Origin of the sequence: Brevibacterium sp. HMSC08F02, assembly GCF_001807555.1 — a bacterium.
GTDB classification, from domain to species: Bacteria; Actinomycetota; Actinomycetes; order Actinomycetales; family Brevibacteriaceae; genus Brevibacterium; species Brevibacterium ravenspurgense.
The window spans coordinates 46,324-64,838 of the sequence record NZ_KV789367.1; the positions used below are offsets into that span (position 1 = coordinate 46,324).

Here is an 18,515-nt window from a genome sequence, read left to right on the forward strand (position 1 = left end):
GGCCGCCCGGTGTGTGCTCACGCCACGGTGCATGAGCCGTTTTCGACATTGTGGAGCCGAATGGCTGACATCAGCGCACAACGGGCGATAATCTGAGTCAAAACTCGCTGGTGCCCGAGTGGGCAGTCTTTGTGGGTCAGGCTTCGACTGGGAGGTGTCGTGGCAGGTGTGGAGCGCGGGCAAGCCGCCCAGCGGGCGCGGATGGGGCGGCCGGAAAAGCAGCCGAGCGCGAACCGAGCAGTGGCACGAGCTTTGGCGCTGGCTGGGCGAGATGTCGTCGGCCAGGCCTACGGGACTCGCGGGTTGGCCGAAGAATTGGGTCTCTCGCAGACCCTTGTTTCACGTGCCTGCCGGTGGTTGGAGGGTGAGGCTGACAGTGCGCCGAACGCGGATGAGTTGCCGACTTGGGTGCTCATCGATGAAATCCGGGTGGAAGACAGCCGCCTGACGCTCATCTTCAGGGCAGGGGAGGGGATGAGTGCCTCGCGCCCTCAGTGGGGTTCTACGAACAGACGGCGTCGCGGCTGGGCGTTTTTGGGCGCTTTGCAGCAGTGGGCGGATAGGGATGTGTTCAGCATCCACACCGTCACACCGAATGGCTTGGCCCGTGTATGCGAGTTCCATGACTTTGACGCTTTCGCCGGAGCGGTCGCTGGACTCCTCACCCACGTGGGCAGTGGGGTGGGGCTGGCAGGTTCACCCGGCCGTGAAAGTGTCCCCGCTGCGGACGGCGTTCCCTTCGATGTCCTGGAGTTTTTGGCCGATGCGGTTTCCGCGGACGTCAACACGTTCTTCTGGAGGAGGCCCGTTGAGGCGCTCCAAATTCCATCTACTTTTGACTCACTTTCTGGTGCTGTTGGCGCTCTTGGTGCCTCAAGCACTGCAGACAGCTCAAGCGATTCAGCTCCGGCAGGCAGAACAGACAGCTCGGGCGGCCAACATCGGGGCGACCAAAACCAGGACGATAATCGCTCCGATACTCGACGCCCGTTCCTGCATCCGTGGCGCGAAGTCGGTGACATTGTGTGGCGGCGAACCCTGGTGGCGGAGCTTGAAGCTGACATCCGCGAACGCGATCTGCATGCCGGTGATCAGGTGTCGGTGAGGCATTTGGCTGCTCGGATGGGTGTGGCGCAGAGGGAGATTGTGCGCGGCTTGGGCGAACTGCAGACCAGCGGTGTGCTGGAGCGAGCGGGCAATGTGTTCCGGCTGCCGGTTGTCTCCGGTGAGAGCGTGCTCGACCTCTACGCTGCGCGGTACGCGGTGGGGATCGTGGTTTTGCGAGGCGCCTCGGCAGGTAGGACCTCGCACCAATCCGCATCCGGGCGCGCTGCCGCGGGAGTTTCCAGCGCCCACCAGGCGACAGCCGCCCGCCCAACCTCCAGCCAGCGCACCCCAAGTGAGCTGAGTGGGAGCCGGGTGGCGCCTCGTGCGGAGCGGGCCCGGGGATCCCTGCACATTGCGGACCGCGCCCTGTCGCGGCTCGAGGCGGATGATTCATTGGGCCCGCGGTCGGTGGATCGGCTGGATTTGCAGTTTCAGCAGGGGCTTGCGGAGGCGTCGGGTTTGGAGCACACGGCGGATGTTTTTGATTCGCTGGGGCAGAGGCTGCGGCTGTTGATTGCGATTCTGCGAGTGGATTACGCGCCCGCGGCGGCGAAGATCCGCTCGGATAATGCGGCGATTCTGGCGGCTGTGCGCAAGGGTCGGGCAGACGAGGCTATTGCGGTGTGGCGCAGCAAGATCGAGAACGCGGTGCGCCACATGTCATCCGTCGCGGGTCTGCGCCGCTTCGATGTGGCCGCCTGGCTAAGCCTGGTTGAGTAGGCAAAGGCCGCAAGTGGCAACCAAATGCCCCCGCTACTGATTGAAACTTCAATCTGCAAGTGTGACAATCGAAGCATGACCGATCGCGAAAAGCAGCACCCAGAACACTCGAAGCCGGGCGTTTACGTGTCCAAGGGCAAGGCGTTCGAGCGCGACATGCGCTACATCGACGACCGCATTGTGGCCGACCTGGCCAACACGCCGAAAAAGCACGATGACCAGGTTCTGTGGCCCGTTGAGGCCGGACGGTACCGTCTGGCGGCGGCGAAGGCGTGTCCGTGGGCAAATCGCACGCTGATCGTGCGCAGGCTGCTGGGTTTGGAAGACGCGATTTCGCTTGCGTTGGCTGGACCGACGCACGATGAGCGTTCCTGGACCTTCGACCTGGATGAGGGTGGCGTCGACCCGGTGCTCGGCATCGAGCGGCTGCAGCAGGCCTACTTTGCCCGCTTCCCCGACTATCCGCGGGGGATCACTGTTCCGGCAATTGTCGAGGTGGAAAGCGGCCAGGTGGTCACGAACGACTTCAATCAGATCACCTTGGATTTCTCGACGGAATGGACCGCGTTCCACCGTGAAGGCGTGCCGGATCTGTACCCTGAAGCGCTGCGGGATGAGATGGACCAGCTGATGCACTGGGTGTTCACCGAGGTCAACAACGGTGTGTACCGCTGTGGTTTCGCGGGATCGCAGGAGGCTTATGACGAGGCCTTCGAGCGCCTGTTCACGGCTTTGGACCAGCTTGAGAAGCGCCTGACAGGCCAGCGTTTCCTGATGGGTGACGCGATTACCGAGGCGGATGTTCGCCTGTTTACGATGCTCGCGCGGTTTGACGTTGTGTACTACTCGCACTTCAAGTGCAACCGTCAGCAGCTGCGCGACTTCCCGGCGCTGTGGGCGTATGCCCGCGACCTGTATCAGATGCCCGGTTTTGGTGACACGATCGACTTCCAGCAGATCAAAGATCACTACTACATCGTGCAGAAGTCGGTAAACCCGACCGGCATTGTGCCGTTGGGTCCGGACACTTCGGTGTGGATGGAACCGCACGGGCGTGAGGCACTGTCGGACCGCCCTTGGGGCGACGGCACAGCGCCACAGCCGGTGGGCTGATTTTCAGTTCCGAACTCACGAGGCGCCGGGCCGGTTCGCGCGCCAAACTCACGAGGCGCCGGGCCCGGGTGGCGGGCCGAGCCTCGCCACCCGGCCGGGCCTCACCTCCCGGCCGGCCTCACCACCCGCCGGCCACCCCGACGCTGGAAACTCACAGCCCTCGGCCGATGAGTTCCTTCATGATTTCGTTTGTGCCGCCGTAGATCTTCTGTACGCGGGACGATGCGTAGGCCCTCGCGATGGGGTATTCGTTCATGAAGCCGTAGCCGCCGAATACCTGCAGGATTTTGTCGACGATGGTGTTCTGCATGTCGGTTGCCCAGTATTTAGCGGCTGAGGCCTTTTCGGTGGAAAGCTTGCCAGCGGTGTGTTCGGCAATCGCGTGGTCAACGAACGTGCGTACGGCCAGTGCTTCGGTGGATGCTTCGGCCAGAACGAATTTGGTGTTCTGGAATTTGACGATCGGCACTCCGAACGCTTCACGGTCCTTGGCGTACGCAATGCCAGCACGCACTGCGGCTTCGGCAACTCCGGCACCGCCGACGGCAATGGCCAGGCGTTCCTGCGGCAGCTGGTTCATCAGCTGGTAGAAGCCCTTGCCTTCGCCGGCTTCGCCGCCAAGCACGTTGCCCACCGGAACGCGCATGTCGGTGAAGAACAGTTCGCGTGTGTCCTGGCCGCGCATGCCCATTTTGTCGAGCACACGGCCGCGCTCAAATCCAGGCGCCCACGTTCCAGAATCACCGACAACGTCTTCGCCGCCAACTTCGGCAACGATAAGCGAAATCCCCTTTGCGCCCGGTTCGTCCGAGGTGCGGGCCACGATGATCACGATGTCGCAGTGGGTGCCGTTGGTGATGAAGGTTTTGGAGCCGTTGATGACCCATTCGTCGCCGTCGCGCTCGGCCTTTGTGCGGATGGACTGCAGGTCGGATCCGGTGCCGGGTTCGGTCATGGCGATTGCGGCGACGTATTCGCCGGAGGCCAGTTTCGGCAGCCAGGCTTTTTTCTGTTCTTCGGTGCCGTATTCGAGGATGTAGTGCGCGCAGATGGACGAGTGCACGGAGTAGCCCCACGCGTCGTCGAAGGCGAGTCCCTGTTCGTGCAGCACAACCGCTTCGTGGCGGAAGTCGCCGCCTCCGCCGCCGTATTCTTCGGGTACGGAGATGCACAGCAGGCCGGCCTGCCCGGCTTTGCGCCACACGTCGCGGTCAACGCGGTGCTGCTGCGCAAAGCGTTCCTGGTGGGGTGTGATTTCGTTGGCGATGAATTCGCGGGTCAGTTTGCGCAGTTCGCTGGTGTCTTCGTCTTCCCAGGTTCCGCGGTAGTCATCGAGGATCATGGTGTCTCCTTTGTGTGGGGTTCGGTTGTGTCGCTTGTGTAGGTGACGCGGACGGCAAGGTCGGTGGTGCTGCGCGGGGGCAATCCGTCTGAGTTTTCGAGGCCGTCCCATATGTGGTCGAGCATGGGCACCAGGAAGAGCCTGCCCAGGTAGCGCACCAGGAGTTCGGCTACTTGGACTGCCTCAGGCCCAGTCGAGGTGGAAAAGCCGGCACTGCGGGCACCCCGGATCACGTCGCGGGTGAGTTCGGTTATCCGGTGGGCCAGGCCCGAGGTGCCCTCGGCCTCCGCTCCCGGGGCCAGCAGGATGCGCCGGGTGTAGTCGACGATCTCGGGGTTGGCCTCCAGCAAGCGCCCGACGTTGGCGTCGCGGATTCGGCGCAGTTCCTCGGCGGTGCTGATGTCGGGTGGGAGGTCGTCGAGGGCTTCCCTCAGGCGGGCGAGGATGTCGTCTTCGATTGCCCGGATGAGCCCGGCTTTGCTGCCGAAGTGGTGGACAACGGAGCCGTGGGCAATCGGGGTGGCTTCGGCGATTTGGCGCAGTGACACGGCGTGGTGGCCATGTGCTGCGAACAGTTTGAGTGCGGCTGTGCGGATGCGCGCTTTTGAGGACATATCGCCGTGTGTCACGTCTGCCATGTGCGTGTCCTCTCGTGTTGTGGGCCTGTTGTGAGGCCGGTCGTAGGCCTGTCGTCGGCCCTGGATTTCGGCTGTTTCTGAAGCCCCGGCCCTAACTCTTCTCCAAATGGATAATAACCAATACACTTGGAGAACGACAGGGGTTTGAAGGAGAGCCCCCCGTAGGTCGGGATGACCATCTCAAAGAAGCGAAAGGATCACCCATGGCCCACTTGTCCACCATTCTTGAACGCACAGCACAGCGCCGGCCTGAGGCCACAGCGCTCATCAGCGACGAGCTCACCATGTCCTATCCGCAGCTGAACGCGGCTGCCAATCAGTTCGCCCGAGTGCTGGCCGATCACGGTGTGGGCAAGGGTGACCGCGTGGTTCTCAACAGCATCAACAGCCCGTACTTCGTGGTTGCCGCCTATGCGGTGTTCAAGCTCGGGGCTGTCCTGTCGCCGGCGAACCCGCAGTCCACGGGCCCGGAACTGGCGTACTTCCTGCGCGATTCCGGTGCGAAGGCCTTTGTTGCCCACCCGGCACTCGTCAAGCCGTCAGCGGATGCCTTCAACCACCTCGGCGGCGGGGAAGAAGAGACTCCCGCCCCCATCGGTCTTAGCCTCGGCCCGGTTGACCTCTCGACCCCGGGTGCCGACCGGTTCACAGACGCACTCGCCCTGACAACCCAGGCCGATGACACCAACCTGGGCACAGCGGTGGAGGAGAGCGATAACGCGCTCATCCTCTACACCTCGGGAACTACGGGTAATCCCAAGGGAGCGGTCCTGGATCATCACGCGGCCATTTGGGCCGGTCTGTCGCTGGGCTTGAGCACGGGGCTGCATGAGGGTGAGCGGGTGCTGATGATTGCGCCGATGTACCACTCGGCGCCGTTGACGAACGTTCTGTTCCCCACGATTCTGGCCGCCGGCGCGATTGTCATCCGCCCGACGTTCGATCCGCAGGATGCGCTTAACGCAATTGAAAAGCACAAGTGCACGTTCACGTTTGCGGTGCCGACCATGTTGGCGCTCATGCTGCGGGTGCCGAATGTGGAAAGCACTGATGTTTCGTCGATGCAGCGGATCTTCTACGGGGCGGCTCCCATGCCGGGTTCGCTGGTCACCAGGGTTATTGATGCGTTCCCGAATGCTCGGCTGACCCAGGGTACGGGCCTGACTGAGGGCGGTCCCGGTGGGGCAGTGCTCACACACGAGGAGATTCTTGAGCGCCCGTGGGCTTCTGGCCGTGGTGCCAACCCGAATGGCGTGTACCGGATTGTCGACCCTGAGGGCAATGATGTTGCCGAAGGTGAGGTCGGCGAAATGATCCTTAAGTCCGAATCGATGATGAAGGGCTACTGGAACAAGCCGGAAGAGACCGCGAAAACCATCCGGGATGGTTGGCTGCACACCGGTGACCTGGCAAAACGTGAATCTGATGGGTTTATGACGCTGGTCGACCGGATGAAGGACATGATCATCTCCGGTGGGAAGAACATCTATTCCGCCGAGGTGGAGAATGCTGTCTCTGGTCACCCCGGTGTTCTGGATGTGGCTGTTGTGGGTGATCTGCACGAGGTGTACGGGGAGACGGTTGTTGCGGTGATCGTGCCGGCTGATTCGGAGAACCCGCCCACGCTGGAGTCGATTCGTGAACACGCAGCGCAGACTCTCGCAAAGTTCAAACTGCCCAGGAAGGTGCTGTACAGGGACATTCCGCGCAATCCGTCGGGCAAAATCCTCAAGCACCGCCTGCGTGATGCCGTGAGGAGCGAATCCGCGGGGGGAGTGAGCCCGGTAGGTGGCTCGTGAGGAGTGAAGGGGCGTTCCGGGTCTTCCTGGGACGCTCCTTCATTGTCATGGTGTTTCGTTGATGGCAGTTCAGAGATATTGCTTTTCATAACCCAGGGGTATGTCCACTTGCGATCCCTAGAATGAAAGACACCCGCCGCTTATAGTCTGTTCCGAAACGCTTGCGTCGGCTGGGGAAGTGTACGTTGGACAGTCCGGTAGAGGCAGAGAGTTGCTGATGAGTAACAGTGAGAGCCGACGGTCTGAGGCTTTGGACGGCCCAGAAAGCGGCCATGTAAAAGGCGAAACTGCTTCGGAATCTGCCATCACGCGCGGGTACACCGAGCAGTCGCTTCGCGCTGAGGGACCCCGCAAACCTGGGGCTTACGCTGTGGATGCGAGAGCGGCGGATGTCGACAGGCTTTTGAATCAGGCTCGGGCCGACTGGCGCGAAACGTTGGACATCCTTGCTAACAGATGATCGCAGCTGAGTTTGTTGAAATCACAGTCGTGAAAAATCGGGGCAGCGTCGCTGAAATTGCTGATTTCCTCAACCGGCACCAAGTTCTGCCTTAAGTGGATTTCGATGTGGGCCGACCCTTGTTTCAAGGGAACGCCACGAGTAGAGTCAATTGCGATCGATCCCCGACCAGGCCTCTTGCCCTAGGGCAATGCACAAATGGTCGGGGCCTTTTCTTGCCTCGTGAGGTTTGCGCGGGTGCTTACGCAGTCCCTTATGCCGGTTCGAGGGCTGCGTTTCTGTCTTTTCGCCCCTCTTGTTGCTCTCCTCGGTTCGGGGCAGCGAGAAGAGTTCGCGGAGGGTCAGCAGGGTTGCGTTGTGTGGAAGCTTGAGGGTAAAGGACGTCTTCTGCTGGCGCTTGGCATTGCCGGCAACTCAACGAAAACAGCTGCCCATTGGAACGAACCAATGGGCAGCTGTTTTCTTTGTTCAGCTAGACCGTGGGTGGCTTATTCCTTATAGAGGACTTCGGGCAGCCACGTGACGATCTCGGGGAAGATCGAGAACAGGACAATCGCCAAGCCCAGCACCACGATGTACGGGGTCGATCCTGCCAGGATGTCCGTCAGTTTGATCTTCGGTGCGATTCCCTTGATCACAAACAGGTTGAGTCCAACCGGTGGCGTGATCAGGCCCATTTCCATGTTGATAGTCATGACGATGCCGAACCAGATGGGGTCGAATCCCAGTTCCAGAATCAGCGGAAGCAGGATGGGGGTCACCATGACGACGATGGACACCGGTGGCAGGAAGAGCCCCATCGCCAGCAGCACAATGTTGATGAGGATGAGCACGGCCCAGCGGTTGAGCTCAAGGTCGGTGATAGTCGATGCCAGTTCTTGCGGCACTTCCAGGTAGCTCAGCACCGTGGCGATCACTGCTGAAAACGCAGTGATCATCAAGATCATCGAGGACTGGGATACCGAAGATTGCAGCACCCCGAGGAGCTCTTTGCCGTTGTGTTCGCGGTAGAACACGATCACGAGCAGAGCCACTAGGATGACACCGATTGCGGCTGCTTCGCTCGGTGTCGCAATGCCACGGTACAGAACAAATAGGACTGCCGCGACGAGAGCACCAAACGGCAGAACCTTCACCAAGGCGGAGAAGCGCTCGCCCCAGCTCCACGTGACCGGGCCGTCTTCGGACATTCCGATCACGCGGCTGGACTCGCCGTTTGGCTGCTCTGCGCTGAGGCGTTTCTGATCGCGTGAGACTGCAATATAGATCCAGATGCAGAACATGATCATGACGACGATGCCCGGAATGATGCCAGCCGCGAACAGTTGACCGATGGACTGTTCCGAGGCAATGCCGTACAGGATCAATGTGACGCTTGGTGGGATCAGGATTCCGAGAGTTCCGCCTGCCGCCACAGCACCCGTTGCGATCCGTGCGGAGTATCCGCGGGCCTGCATTTCAGGGATCGCAACGCGCCCGATGGCTGCTGCCGTTGCAGGGGAGGACCCTGTCATCGCTGCGAAGACAGTCGAGGCGACGACCGAACTCATCGCCAGTCCGCCTCGGATGCGCGATAGCCATGCTTCACCGGCGACGAACAGCTGACGGGACGCCTTCGAACCGCCGAAAAGGTTGCCCATGAGGACGAACAGAGGGATCGCCAGCAGCCCGAAGTCGTTGAGCGAATCGAAGGTGAGTTTGCCGAAGAGCTCGGTGTGCTCGGGGCCAAGGAAGATGAGGATGGCTATCAGGGCGGTGATCGCCAGGGCAAAGGCGATCGGCATGCCCGATGCGAAGAGGACAAGCGAAATGACAATGATCAGTCCGCCTGAAAGCAGGGGGTTCATGGCCGTTCCTCCTGTCCTGATGCTTCAAGCAGAGTGTCTGCCTGTGCTTCGGCGGCTTCACTCGTGCTTCCCAGCAGGGTGACGTGTTTGGGATCCAGGCGGCCGATCAAAGCGAGCACCGCTTCGATGAGTTCGCCTACGTACTGGAGAAACACCAGGCCCATCCCTAAGGGGATCAGGGCGTACGGAATCCACAGCGGCGGTGCCCAGGCGCTCGCCGAACGCGTGTCGAGCGCGTAGGACTGAAGCCAGATCTTTCCGCCGGTCCACGCAACGACTGCGACAACGGCGAGGACCATGATGGTCGTGATGATTCGCAGGACGAGGCGGGGCTTCAGCGGGAGGGCTTCTGGCAGGAGGTCGACGCCGACGTGGGCGTTGTGTCTGACTCCGTAAGCCGCGCCGAGGAACGCCACGCAGATGAGCAGGTAAATGGTGGCCTCAGTCTGCCAGCCGGTTGGCTCTTTGAGCACGTAGCGGACAAACACTCCCCACCCTGTGACCAGGGTTGCGGCGATCATGGCAATGCCCGCAACGAGTCCGGAAACTTCGGAGATTGTGTCGATGATTCGGCAAACAGCCGGCTTAACCGTGTTGTTCTTCGTACTCATTGGTCACCGTGTCCGTTCTTCCTGGCGAGCTCCATGAGCTCATCACCGCCGGGCACATCCTTGCTGTAGGCATCCCACTGCTCGCGGGCAAGCGGAAGCCATTTGGCGAATGCTTCATCGTCAATTTGAACGACCTCAACACCAGCGTCGGCAAAGATCTTTTCGACTCGTTTGTCATCGGCTTCTGAATCGGCGTAGGACTGTTCTTGCAGGTCTGCCGCTACGTCCCACAGAATCTCCTGCTGCTCAGGGCACAGCTGTTCGAAAGCGCTTGTTGTCAGCACCAGAGGTTCGTACATGAACCAGAAGGTGTTCTTGGTCGGCGAAACGTAGGACTTCACGAGCTCTTCGAGCCGGTAGGACGCAAAGGAACTGGATGACGTGACAGCGGCGTCAAGAACACCGGTCTGCATGGCCGAATAGATTTCGGAACTGGGCAGACTGGTAATACCAGCGCCGGCTTCATGGAGCATGTGCTCCACGTAGTTGCCGGCGGCCCTCAACGTCGTTCCTGAAGGAAGGTCCTCAGGCGTGACAATTGGGGCTGATTTCGAGCCGATGCCTCCGGCGTTCCACACGTGAACCAGGCGGACCAGACCGTTGTCCAGCATTGACTGATCGATTGCTTTGCCCATGGGACCTTCGTCCCATTCCTGTGCTTCGGCATGACTGCGGACAAGGCCCGGCATCAACGTAATCGACCATGCGGGCACATGGCCGGATGCGTAGTCCAGAGGCATGATCGAGCCGTCGATCGAACCGGCAAGCATGGCATCGTACTGGTCGTTTGGCTTAGAGAGAGTCGAGTTGGCGAAAACCTTGATGTTGACTTCGCCATCGGTTTCTTCCGTGACCTTTTCGGCGAAGTCTTCGGCCAACTGTGATCGGAAATCACTGTCGCCATCGCGGGCTGCGGGCCATTGGTGTGACAGTCGGAGACTGTGACTGGTGCACGTTGATGCTGCGGCGATCGTGCCGTCTCCGCTTTCTGTGTTCTTTCCGTAGCCTGGCGCACATCCGGCTGCAGCGAGCAATGCAAAGGCTGTTACTGCTGAAATAAGAGCGCTAGGGCGTACCATGTCCACCTCCTTGTGGATTGAGCGTAGGTATAACCTATGTCACAAGGCCGGGTGGTGGTAGGACCAAATCACTATCTGAGCAGGGCTTTTGCAGCATTGTGATCCGCGCTGGCATCAGCGGCGCGCTGAGGAAACGCAAGCCTTAGTTTCTGAGGACTAACCGTTTAGTCTGATGAACGATGTGAAGTTCGGGTCTGACCCGTATGCCCCGGTATGTGGAGGTTGTTGTGGGAGCTCTTTCGCGTGAAGTTCAGCGTGATCGTCTGCACCGGACTATCTGGGAGGTCGCAAACGAACTCCGCGGCTCCGTCGACGGCTGGGACTTCAAGAGCTATGTGCTGGGGCTGCTGTTCTACCGCTTCATCTCTGAAAACCTCTCGAACTTCATTGAAGCGAACGAAGGGGAAGGCTTCCGCTACGCCGATCTGACTGATGCTGAAGCTGAGCCGATCCGCGAAATGATGGTGGATGAAAAGGGCTTCTTCATCCTGCCCTCCCAGCTGTTCGAAAATGTGCGCGCTCGCGCCGCACAGGATCCCAACCTCAACGAAACACTGGAAAAGGTCTTCCAGAGCATCGAAGGGTCGTCGCTGGGCCACCGCAGTGAAGATGACATCAAGGGGCTGTTCGACGACCTCGACGTCAACTCGAACCGCCTGGGCAACACGGTCGAGCGCCGAAATGACAAACTGAGGAACCTTCTCAACGCCATCGGGGACCTCGACTTGGGCGAAAAGCACGATGAAGGCATCGATATGTTCGGCGATGCCTACGAATACCTCATGCAGATGTACGCATCACAGGCCGGAAAATCCGGTGGTGAGTACTACACGCTGCAGGAAGTCAGCGAGCTGCCGGCACGGTTGAGTGTCATCGGCAAAACCCAAGTGGACCGCGTGTATGAAGGCTTCAAGCAGTAATGGGTGCAATCGTGCGTGAACTGTGAATTGCGGCTTTGTTATCTCAAATTGATTGTCTCTAAATTTGATTGAAGTTGAAGATGATAGCGCGGGTGCTTACGTGTTTATCGCTGGCACAATAAAGGGATTGGAAAGGCGGGGCAGATGACGAAACAACGACTCCAACTCACCTGGTACAACAAAGACAAAGCCCTCATCCCCACCGAGACCGGCAAATACGGCTACACGTGGGTTGACCCATCGGATCCGCGATACTGCGAAACCCACACCCTCGTGCTAGACGACTACGTGCAAGGTGCGCAGACACCGAAGTTGGACGAGTTCGAGTACTCCGAGCGCGCCGACCTCGAACCCCAAGACGACAACCTGCTCATCCTCGGAGAATCCGGAGACGTGCTCGAAGCCCTCACCCGCGTGCCCGAGCTTGTCGAGAAGTACGCCGGCAAAGTGAAACTGATCTACATCGATCCGCCGTTTAACACCGCGCAGACGTTCGCTTCGTACGAGGACAACCTAGAGCACTCCATCTGGCTGGCCATGATGCGCGACCGACTGCACCATATGAAGAAGCTGCTTGCCGACGACGGCTCCATCTGGGTTCACCTGGACGACGTCGAAGTACACCGGATGCGCGTGCTGATGGATGAGGTATTTGGGGCGGATCGATTCATCGCCACTGTTGCGTGGGAGAAAGACAAAGGGCGCAGAAATGACACCGACATATCTGGAGCCCACGACCTTATACTGATTTACGCGCCGAGCGGCAGGCAGTGGAAGAACGTACGTAATCTGCTCCCTCGACTAGCATCGCAGGATGCCCGGTACCAGAACCCAGATAACGATCCAAGAGGGCCTTGGCTGCAAGGGGACAACGGTACAGCGAAAAGCGGCACCGAAAAGAATCGGTTTCCAGTAACGCTGCCATCTGGGCGAGTAGTCACACCGAAGGGACGTTATTGGCGATTCAGCCCGGAGGGCTTGGCGGAAGCTCGAGCAGATGGTCGAGTTTGGTTCGGTAAAGACGGAGATTCTCTCCCGGTTATAAAGCGCTACCTAACGGACGTTCAAACAGGTCTTGTTCCTAGAACTTGGTGGAACGCGGATCAAGCTGGACACAATCAAGAAGCTAAACGGGATCATTTGAATAAGATGTTCCCGGAAGTTGAAACCCCTTTTTCCACTCCAAAGCCGGAGCGCCTTCTCGAACGCATCATTCATATCGGTTCGAGTCCTCGCGACATTGTGTTGGATGTGTTTGCTGGGTCGGGGACGACGGCGGCGGTGGCGCAGAAGATGGGGCGGCGTTGGGTGACGTGTGAGTTGTTGGAGTCGACGTTCACCACGTTCACGAGTCCCCGTCTCGAGAAGGTCGTCAACGACGAAGACCCGGGAGGGGTAACCCGGACGAAGGGCGAACGAGTCGACGCGACGGAAGACGGGCTGCCTGATGGTGTCTCTCCGGAGGACGCCGCGAAATTCACGAGTGTACTCAACAAGCTGATCAAGGACGACCCGGAATTAAAGAAGAGCGTCGAGGTGAAGACACTAAAAGCTTCCTCGAAGACCAGACGCACGAAAGAAGTGGTCAACTGGCGTGGTGGCGGCGGTTTCCAGGTGGCGCATCTGTCGCCTGCGTGTTTCGACTACGACCCGGCGTTAGATCGCGTCATCCTCACCCCGGAGGCTACTGGTGATGTGCTTGTGGCGTCGGTGGCCGCGAACCTCGGGTTTTCGCTACTGCATCCAGACGATGACATTATGTTTGACGGGCGCCGTGGCAACTCCCTGCTCAAGGTCGTCGAGGGTGTTGCGACCATAGAAGAAATCGATCGGTTAGTGGAGCAGGTCGAGCCGGGTGAGAGGATCGTGTTGGCGGCCACTGTGGTGTTGGACGGGGTCCGTCAGCATCTGCGCCGGGCGTGTAAGGGATCGCGGGTGGTTGCGATCCCGGATGACATTTTTCGTTACTCCGAAGGCGGTGACCGGTAGTGACTAAGCGTCTAAACATCAGGTTCGATTCTGATCTGCTCGAAGCGATCAGCGCCGACTTTGATCTGCGTGCCCCGAACAGGGAAGCCCTCCGCCAGCTCATCTTGGCCCTGGACGGTGATTATGATCCCGAGGTTCAGCAGGTGCTGAACCTGGCTACCGGTGTGGGCAAGACTTACCTGATGGCCGCATTTGTGGAGTATCTGCGCTATCAGGGCGTGGGCAATGTCGTGATCATTACCCCTGGCAAGACTGTTCAGGCTAAGACAGTGCAGAACTTCACCCCAGGGGCGCCGAAGTTCATTACGGGTTCCCCGGTCCCGCCTGAGGTAGTGACCCCACAGGATTATTCAGCCTGGATCAACCGTACGAACGGGGCAGCCAGGTTGTCTCATGGGCGTGAGGTGCCGATGTTGGCGTTTATCTTCAACATCCAGCAGCTGATTGCTCCGAAAGATGTGGAGGGAGACACGCATGGTGGCACGCAAGAGGCTATGCGTCGTAAACCGCGCCGCTTCGACGAGAATGCCGGGGTGCTTTTCGATTACCTGAAAGACCAGGATGACCTGGTGGTTATCGCTGATGAGTCACACCTCTACGGCACCACCGCGAAGGCCTTTAACGCGGCGCTACGCGAGCTGGAGCCAGCGGCATCGATTGGGTTGACGGCCTCGGTGGACAAGAAGAAGGACCATGTCATCTTCGAGTATCCGCTCTACCAGGCGATCAAGGAACAGTACGTCAAAGCCCCCGTGCTGGCTTTCCGCAAAGACGGTTACGGCACAGACCAGGCATCCGAGGAACAGCAACTGCGTGACGCACTCCAACTGCGTCGGATCAAACAGGCATTCTACGATTCTTACGCTTCAAGCAACAACCGCGACAGCGTCAACGCCGTGGTATTCATCGTCTGTTCCGATGTGGAACATGCAACCCAAGTTGCTGACCTACTCCGCACCCCGGAGTATTTCGGACGTGGCTCTGCGGTGCTGCAAGTGGACAACCAGCACGACGACGACGCCACGCAACAACTTCTGAACCAACTCGACCAACCAGATTCCCCAGTGTTGGCGGTTGTGAGCGTCAACAAGCTCAAAGAGGGCTGGGACGTGAAGAACATCGCGGTAGTCGTCACACTACGAGCGATGGCCTCTGAGGTGCTCACGCAACAGACGATGGGACGCGGGTTGCGCCTACCGTTTGGGCGTTACACCGATGTGAGCCAGATCGACCAGCTCGACATCATCGCCCACCAGTCCTTCAAAGAACTCTTAGCAGCTGAAAACGTCCTTCAGCAGTTCGGCCTTGACGAGGCAGTCAAAGACATTGATCAAGGAGAAATCGAAAAGGGCATTCTTGAAGCGGCCGAAAGCGGCGGACCTACCGAAGGCAAGGCGTCAACAGTAGGTGGTATCTCACCCGTCCAACCGGTAACCAGCACAGGTCAGCAACCCGGAGAAACCGATGCGCCAGCATCGGGCCACGGAGAGGCGATGCTGGATGCTGATAGGAAAACCCCAGGCGTAGCCGTGCGTCTGCTTGACACCACTGCAGATGGCAACGTCGAGTGGGAGATCGTCTCAGTCGACCGTAACCGGGCCTTCGCCGATATTTCCTACCATTTCCCGGTCACAACGATTACCGTTCAACAGCCTCCGATTGAGCTATCGGAGATTGCTGATGAGCAGATCGAACAAGTGGCTCGGAGAGTGACCTCTGCAGGGGACGTGATGTACCGCAAGGAGATCATCGCCGCAGTGGGGAAGGGACTGCGGGCAGCTGACGCTGAGAGCGCGGAAGTCGACTCCATCCCAATCCCTGACGATGACGCCAGCCAGGCGCTGGCCAAGCTCATCATGAACATGAATCTGGTGCCTAAAACTGAGTCGACGGCACGCTACATCGGCACCTACCTGGTGCCGAAGTTTATGAAGCGTGTACCCTTTGGAGATTGGACAGTCAAGTCCCTGGCTTCGGCACAATCGCTGCTCCAACAGCTCGTTCACGCCTATGTTGCGAACACCTTGAGCTCCACCCGCGAGGTGCCGAGCATTCATCCAAAGAGACTGCCCGGCGACGGCTATAGCCTGCCCCTAGGCGAAAAAATCCACGACCAGATTGACTCCCGGGACGAGTTCGTGCGCGGACGGGTCTACGGCGGCTGGTTCAAGTCTCTATTCGAAGCAGAGCACTTCGATTCCTATAGTGGTGAGTACCAGCTAGCGAAACTGCTCAACACCTCCCCCAACATCGAGTGGTGGCACCGCCTGCATCCGCAGGACAAAGCGTTCATCTACTTCAACTCCAAAGACCGCTACTTCCCAGACTTCGTCGCCAAGGACACTGACGGCGTCCATTGGATCATCGAGGGCAAGAGCGAACAAGGTCGAGACGACGCCCAAGTTCAAGCTAAGCGGCAGGCAGCCGAGTCGCTGGTGCGCCGGATGATCGCTGACGATACTTACGCAGACCAACACTGGGGCTATCTGATTGCCTACGAGAAGGACATCGAGAACTCTGACTCGTGGTCTGATCTCAAGGCGCTGGCGCAACCAGTCAGCAACGCCCTGTGAGATTTTGCTGGGTGTAAAGCTTCGGCTTCCATCGCATCGGCAAGTTAAGAGTCATCACGTCATTGGTGCTGAAGACGAAATCCAGGCGATGCGCGTTTAGCACATCTAACCTTGCCAGGCGATCCTGCCTTAGTAGGCAAGGTTGTGAAGAAGAAAGCAGGCAAAGTGATAGAGCATCTTGTCTTTGACTGTTCAAGATGGAGCGCAGGTTTTCATGATGGATGTCTTTCTAATCGGTATCGGCTTGATTACATACACGCTCTGGTCGGTGGGGATATTCAGTTCTGATGGCCGTCATCTGGGGAATTCAAACATTTAAGTAGCACTGCGGTCCGGGTTGCATTGGGCACGCGGAAACTGCACTGGTTCATGCTCGCGCCTACACTTGGGAGAGCCACCCAAGGGTGGCTTCCTTCAACTTAGGGCTCTCAGTTTGGGCAGAGTCCAACGACTCAAAAACCCTTATCAATGGGTGTTTTGAGCGACCCGACGCTTCGGTGCGGCTATGACCTCAGCCCGCGCGATATGCAGGACCTGCAGAGCGTCTACCTCGAAATCCGGGAAGAACTCGGTGGGGGCGACGAAGGCCCCACGGACGGCTCGGAGTCCTATGAACAGCAGGAACTCGAATTTGAAATCGAGCTGCTGCGCCAGGTGGACGTCAACGTCGACTACATCCTCATGCTCGTAGAGAAACTGCACACGCCGAAGTCGAGCTCCACACCGTCTGACGACGACGTCAAAGAACAGATCCGCCAGGCGATCGACGCAAGCCCCACGCTGCGCGGCAAACGCGACCTGTTCATGGACTTCATCGAAGCCGTCGACACGAGCAAAAACGTTGTCGACCAGTGGAACGCATTCGTTCAGCAGAGACGTGAACGAGAGCTCGGCAACCGCATTCAGGAACAAAACCTGCGAGAACCGCAGGCGCGCGCCTTCGTGGACTACGCCTTCGAAATAGGCGAGGTGCCGACTACCGGAACCGATATCGTTGAAATCCTGCCGCCCATGAGCCTTTTCGGCCGCACCGCCGCCGGGGACAGTCGCGAGGACGTTAGAAAACGCGTAGTCAAAAAGTTCATCGAACTTTTCGAACGGTACGGAACCCTCGGCTGACAACAGCCCGGCACACACCCCCATACCGCACCTCCACCTCGTCATCCCACAGGACCGGTGCAGGGGGCGTGCCGAATCAGTCCAGACTCCGGTAGTACGTTCTTCCAGGATCTTTTCGGCAGCGCACCACAACCAGCGCGTGGGCGCTGCCGCTGTCACGGGAAGGGAAGTTTTGTCGTTCGTAGGAAGAGCCTGGCGCTACATGAACGTCTACTGACCGATCGGAGGCTTGATGACACCGTTTCGGTCAATGAAGCGTGCTGCCGGCACATGCGTCTGCATCAGGGAATCGAAGTACTGATCAAACGCCGTTGCCGCACGATCACGTTCGGCAGGCCTGAATTCGAAAACGGTGCCCAGTGGTTGCACAGTTTCACCGTGCTGAGTCAACGTCTCAGCCATTCTGACGAACGGATTTGGCCGAGAACCTTCTTCAAGAGCCTTCAAGAACCATTCCCGGCACTCCGTTACATTGGCTTGCCACGTCCGATACTCTTCGCCCGTCAGATTTTCATGCCACTCGTAGTCATCACCGTGGGCTTCGAGAGCCCAGCCGGGCCAGAGCGCTTCGAACTCTTCGGGGTGAATGGTTTCATCGGACAGCGACCACCACGAAAACGTTGACGACGCGAAATCAATGATGACGCCTGATGTAGGCGGGTTGTTCAACACCATCTGGGCCGAGGGCGCGGACTCTGCCGACATGCGCGTGGAGACTTCGTCAGCAAGTTTGCCAACACCTTCGGGACCGAGGTGGACAAGGTCGTCCATGAATCCACAGGCGCGCCACGTCACGAGTTTGCCACTCTGCAGTTTCACCGTAATGGGATCAGTTCCGCGCCGTTGTTCCCATTGGCTGAGGCCAGGGGCGCTCACAATGACGCTCAGATCAAAGTCCCCGTGACTGTAGATCGGCGTGGGATCAGCACCTGCCGCACGGAGAGTTCCTCGCGTTCCAGATGTAAACCAGCAGGACTAGGAGTAACCAGCTGGGAGCTACGATTTCGTTGAGTTGGCGGTAGAAACTGGATGCGTAGATGTAGAGCGGTATCAGCAGCATCGCGGGAAGTCGCCATTTGAGACCTTGTTGGGTGCGGCATCGAGGACGATTTTGGTGGCCGTGTCGCGCCGCATGAAAAAGTGGATATGAACGCTGACGCTCCAGATCAGGTAGGTCATGGGGACCTTACTTCTTGTA

13 protein-coding genes and 1 pseudogene are annotated in these 18,515 nt (G+C 59.0%); 7 read left to right on the forward strand and 7 right to left on the reverse strand.

Going from position 1 to position 18,515, the window contains the following annotated elements; translation table 11 throughout:
* The first annotated feature begins 159 nt into the window (after positions 1–159).
* Complete coding sequence (locus HMPREF3172_RS09650) at positions 160–1,827, forward strand: GntR family transcriptional regulator (RefSeq protein ID WP_070517113.1); 1,668 nt, start codon at positions 160–162, stop codon at positions 1,825–1,827.
* A gap of 75 nt (positions 1,828–1,902) precedes the next feature.
* Complete coding sequence (locus tag HMPREF3172_RS09655) at positions 1,903–2,940, forward strand: glutathione S-transferase family protein (RefSeq protein WP_070517115.1); 1,038 nt, start codon at positions 1,903–1,905, stop codon at positions 2,938–2,940.
* 151 nt (positions 2,941–3,091) lie between these two features.
* On the opposite strand, the gene HMPREF3172_RS09660 is transcribed toward HMPREF3172_RS09655, so the two are convergent.
* Together HMPREF3172_RS09660 and HMPREF3172_RS09665 are read right to left on the reverse strand one after the other, a co-directional pair.
* Positions 3,092–4,282, reverse strand: coding sequence for an acyl-CoA dehydrogenase family protein (locus tag HMPREF3172_RS09660; protein ID WP_070517117.1), 1,191 nt, complete (start codon positions 4,280–4,282; stop codon positions 3,092–3,094).
* Positions 4,279–4,920 carry a TetR/AcrR family transcriptional regulator gene (locus tag HMPREF3172_RS09665; RefSeq protein WP_070517119.1) on the reverse strand — a complete coding sequence of 214 codons (642 nt, stop codon included), beginning with the start codon at positions 4,918–4,920 and terminating at the stop codon, positions 4,279–4,281. Before HMPREF3172_RS09665 ends, HMPREF3172_RS09660 begins: the two co-directional genes overlap by 4 nt.
* Positions 4,921–5,123: 203 nt before the next feature.
* On the opposite strand from HMPREF3172_RS09665, the gene HMPREF3172_RS09670 reads away from it, so the two are divergent.
* Entirely contained in the window at positions 5,124–6,719 is a 1,596-nt protein-coding gene (locus HMPREF3172_RS09670) for a class I adenylate-forming enzyme family protein (protein ID WP_070517121.1), read from the forward strand.
* 948 nt (positions 6,720–7,667) lie between these two features.
* On the opposite strand, the gene HMPREF3172_RS09675 is transcribed toward HMPREF3172_RS09670, so the two are convergent.
* From HMPREF3172_RS09675 to dctP, 3 genes are read right to left on the reverse strand one after another with little or no spacing between them, the layout of a single operon-like run.
* A complete protein-coding gene (locus tag HMPREF3172_RS09675) occupies positions 7,668–9,026 on the reverse strand; it encodes a TRAP transporter large permease (RefSeq protein ID WP_070517123.1) in 1,359 nt (452 codons plus the stop codon).
* Positions 9,023–9,637: a TRAP transporter small permease subunit gene (locus HMPREF3172_RS09680; RefSeq protein WP_070517125.1), complete on the reverse strand. Its 615-nt coding sequence runs from the start codon at positions 9,635–9,637 to the stop codon at positions 9,023–9,025. Before HMPREF3172_RS09680 ends, HMPREF3172_RS09675 begins: the two co-directional genes overlap by 4 nt.
* On the reverse strand, positions 9,634–10,515 hold the full coding sequence (dctP, locus tag HMPREF3172_RS09685; protein WP_256173408.1) for a TRAP transporter substrate-binding protein DctP: 882 nt from the start codon (positions 10,513–10,515) through the stop codon (positions 9,634–9,636). The genes HMPREF3172_RS09680 and dctP overlap by 4 nt, the downstream gene beginning before the upstream one ends.
* A gap of 404 nt (positions 10,516–10,919) precedes the next feature.
* Between dctP and HMPREF3172_RS09690 the strand changes: the two are divergent.
* The 4 genes and pseudogenes from HMPREF3172_RS09690 to HMPREF3172_RS09705 form a co-directional block, all read left to right on the forward strand.
* Positions 10,920–11,621: pseudogene (locus tag HMPREF3172_RS09690) on the forward strand (type I restriction-modification system subunit M); the annotation flags it as partial.
* Between the two features lie 159 nt (positions 11,622–11,780).
* Positions 11,781–13,625 (forward strand): site-specific DNA-methyltransferase, encoded by a 1,845-nt coding sequence (locus tag HMPREF3172_RS09695; RefSeq protein WP_070517132.1) that lies wholly within the window; start codon positions 11,781–11,783, stop codon positions 13,623–13,625.
* Entirely contained in the window at positions 13,625–16,198 is a 2,574-nt protein-coding gene (locus tag HMPREF3172_RS09700) for a DEAD/DEAH box helicase family protein (RefSeq protein ID WP_070517134.1), read from the forward strand. Before HMPREF3172_RS09695 ends, HMPREF3172_RS09700 begins: the two co-directional genes overlap by 1 nt.
* Before the next feature lie 477 nt (positions 16,199–16,675).
* Entirely contained in the window at positions 16,676–17,317 is a 642-nt protein-coding gene (locus tag HMPREF3172_RS09705; RefSeq protein WP_218078939.1) for a type I restriction endonuclease subunit R, EcoR124 family, read from the forward strand.
* A gap of 210 nt (positions 17,318–17,527) precedes the next feature.
* Here the strand turns inward: HMPREF3172_RS09705 and HMPREF3172_RS09710 are convergent, their stop codons facing one another.
* Complete coding sequence (locus tag HMPREF3172_RS09710; protein ID WP_070517138.1) at positions 17,528–18,088, reverse strand: hypothetical protein; 561 nt, start codon at positions 18,086–18,088, stop codon at positions 17,528–17,530.
* A 279-nt stretch (positions 18,089–18,367) separates the two neighbouring features.
* Positions 18,368–18,496, reverse strand: a complete 129-nt coding sequence (locus HMPREF3172_RS10725; RefSeq protein ID WP_256173410.1) for a hypothetical protein — start codon at positions 18,494–18,496, stop codon at positions 18,368–18,370.
* Between the last annotated feature and the right edge of the window lie 19 nt (positions 18,497–18,515).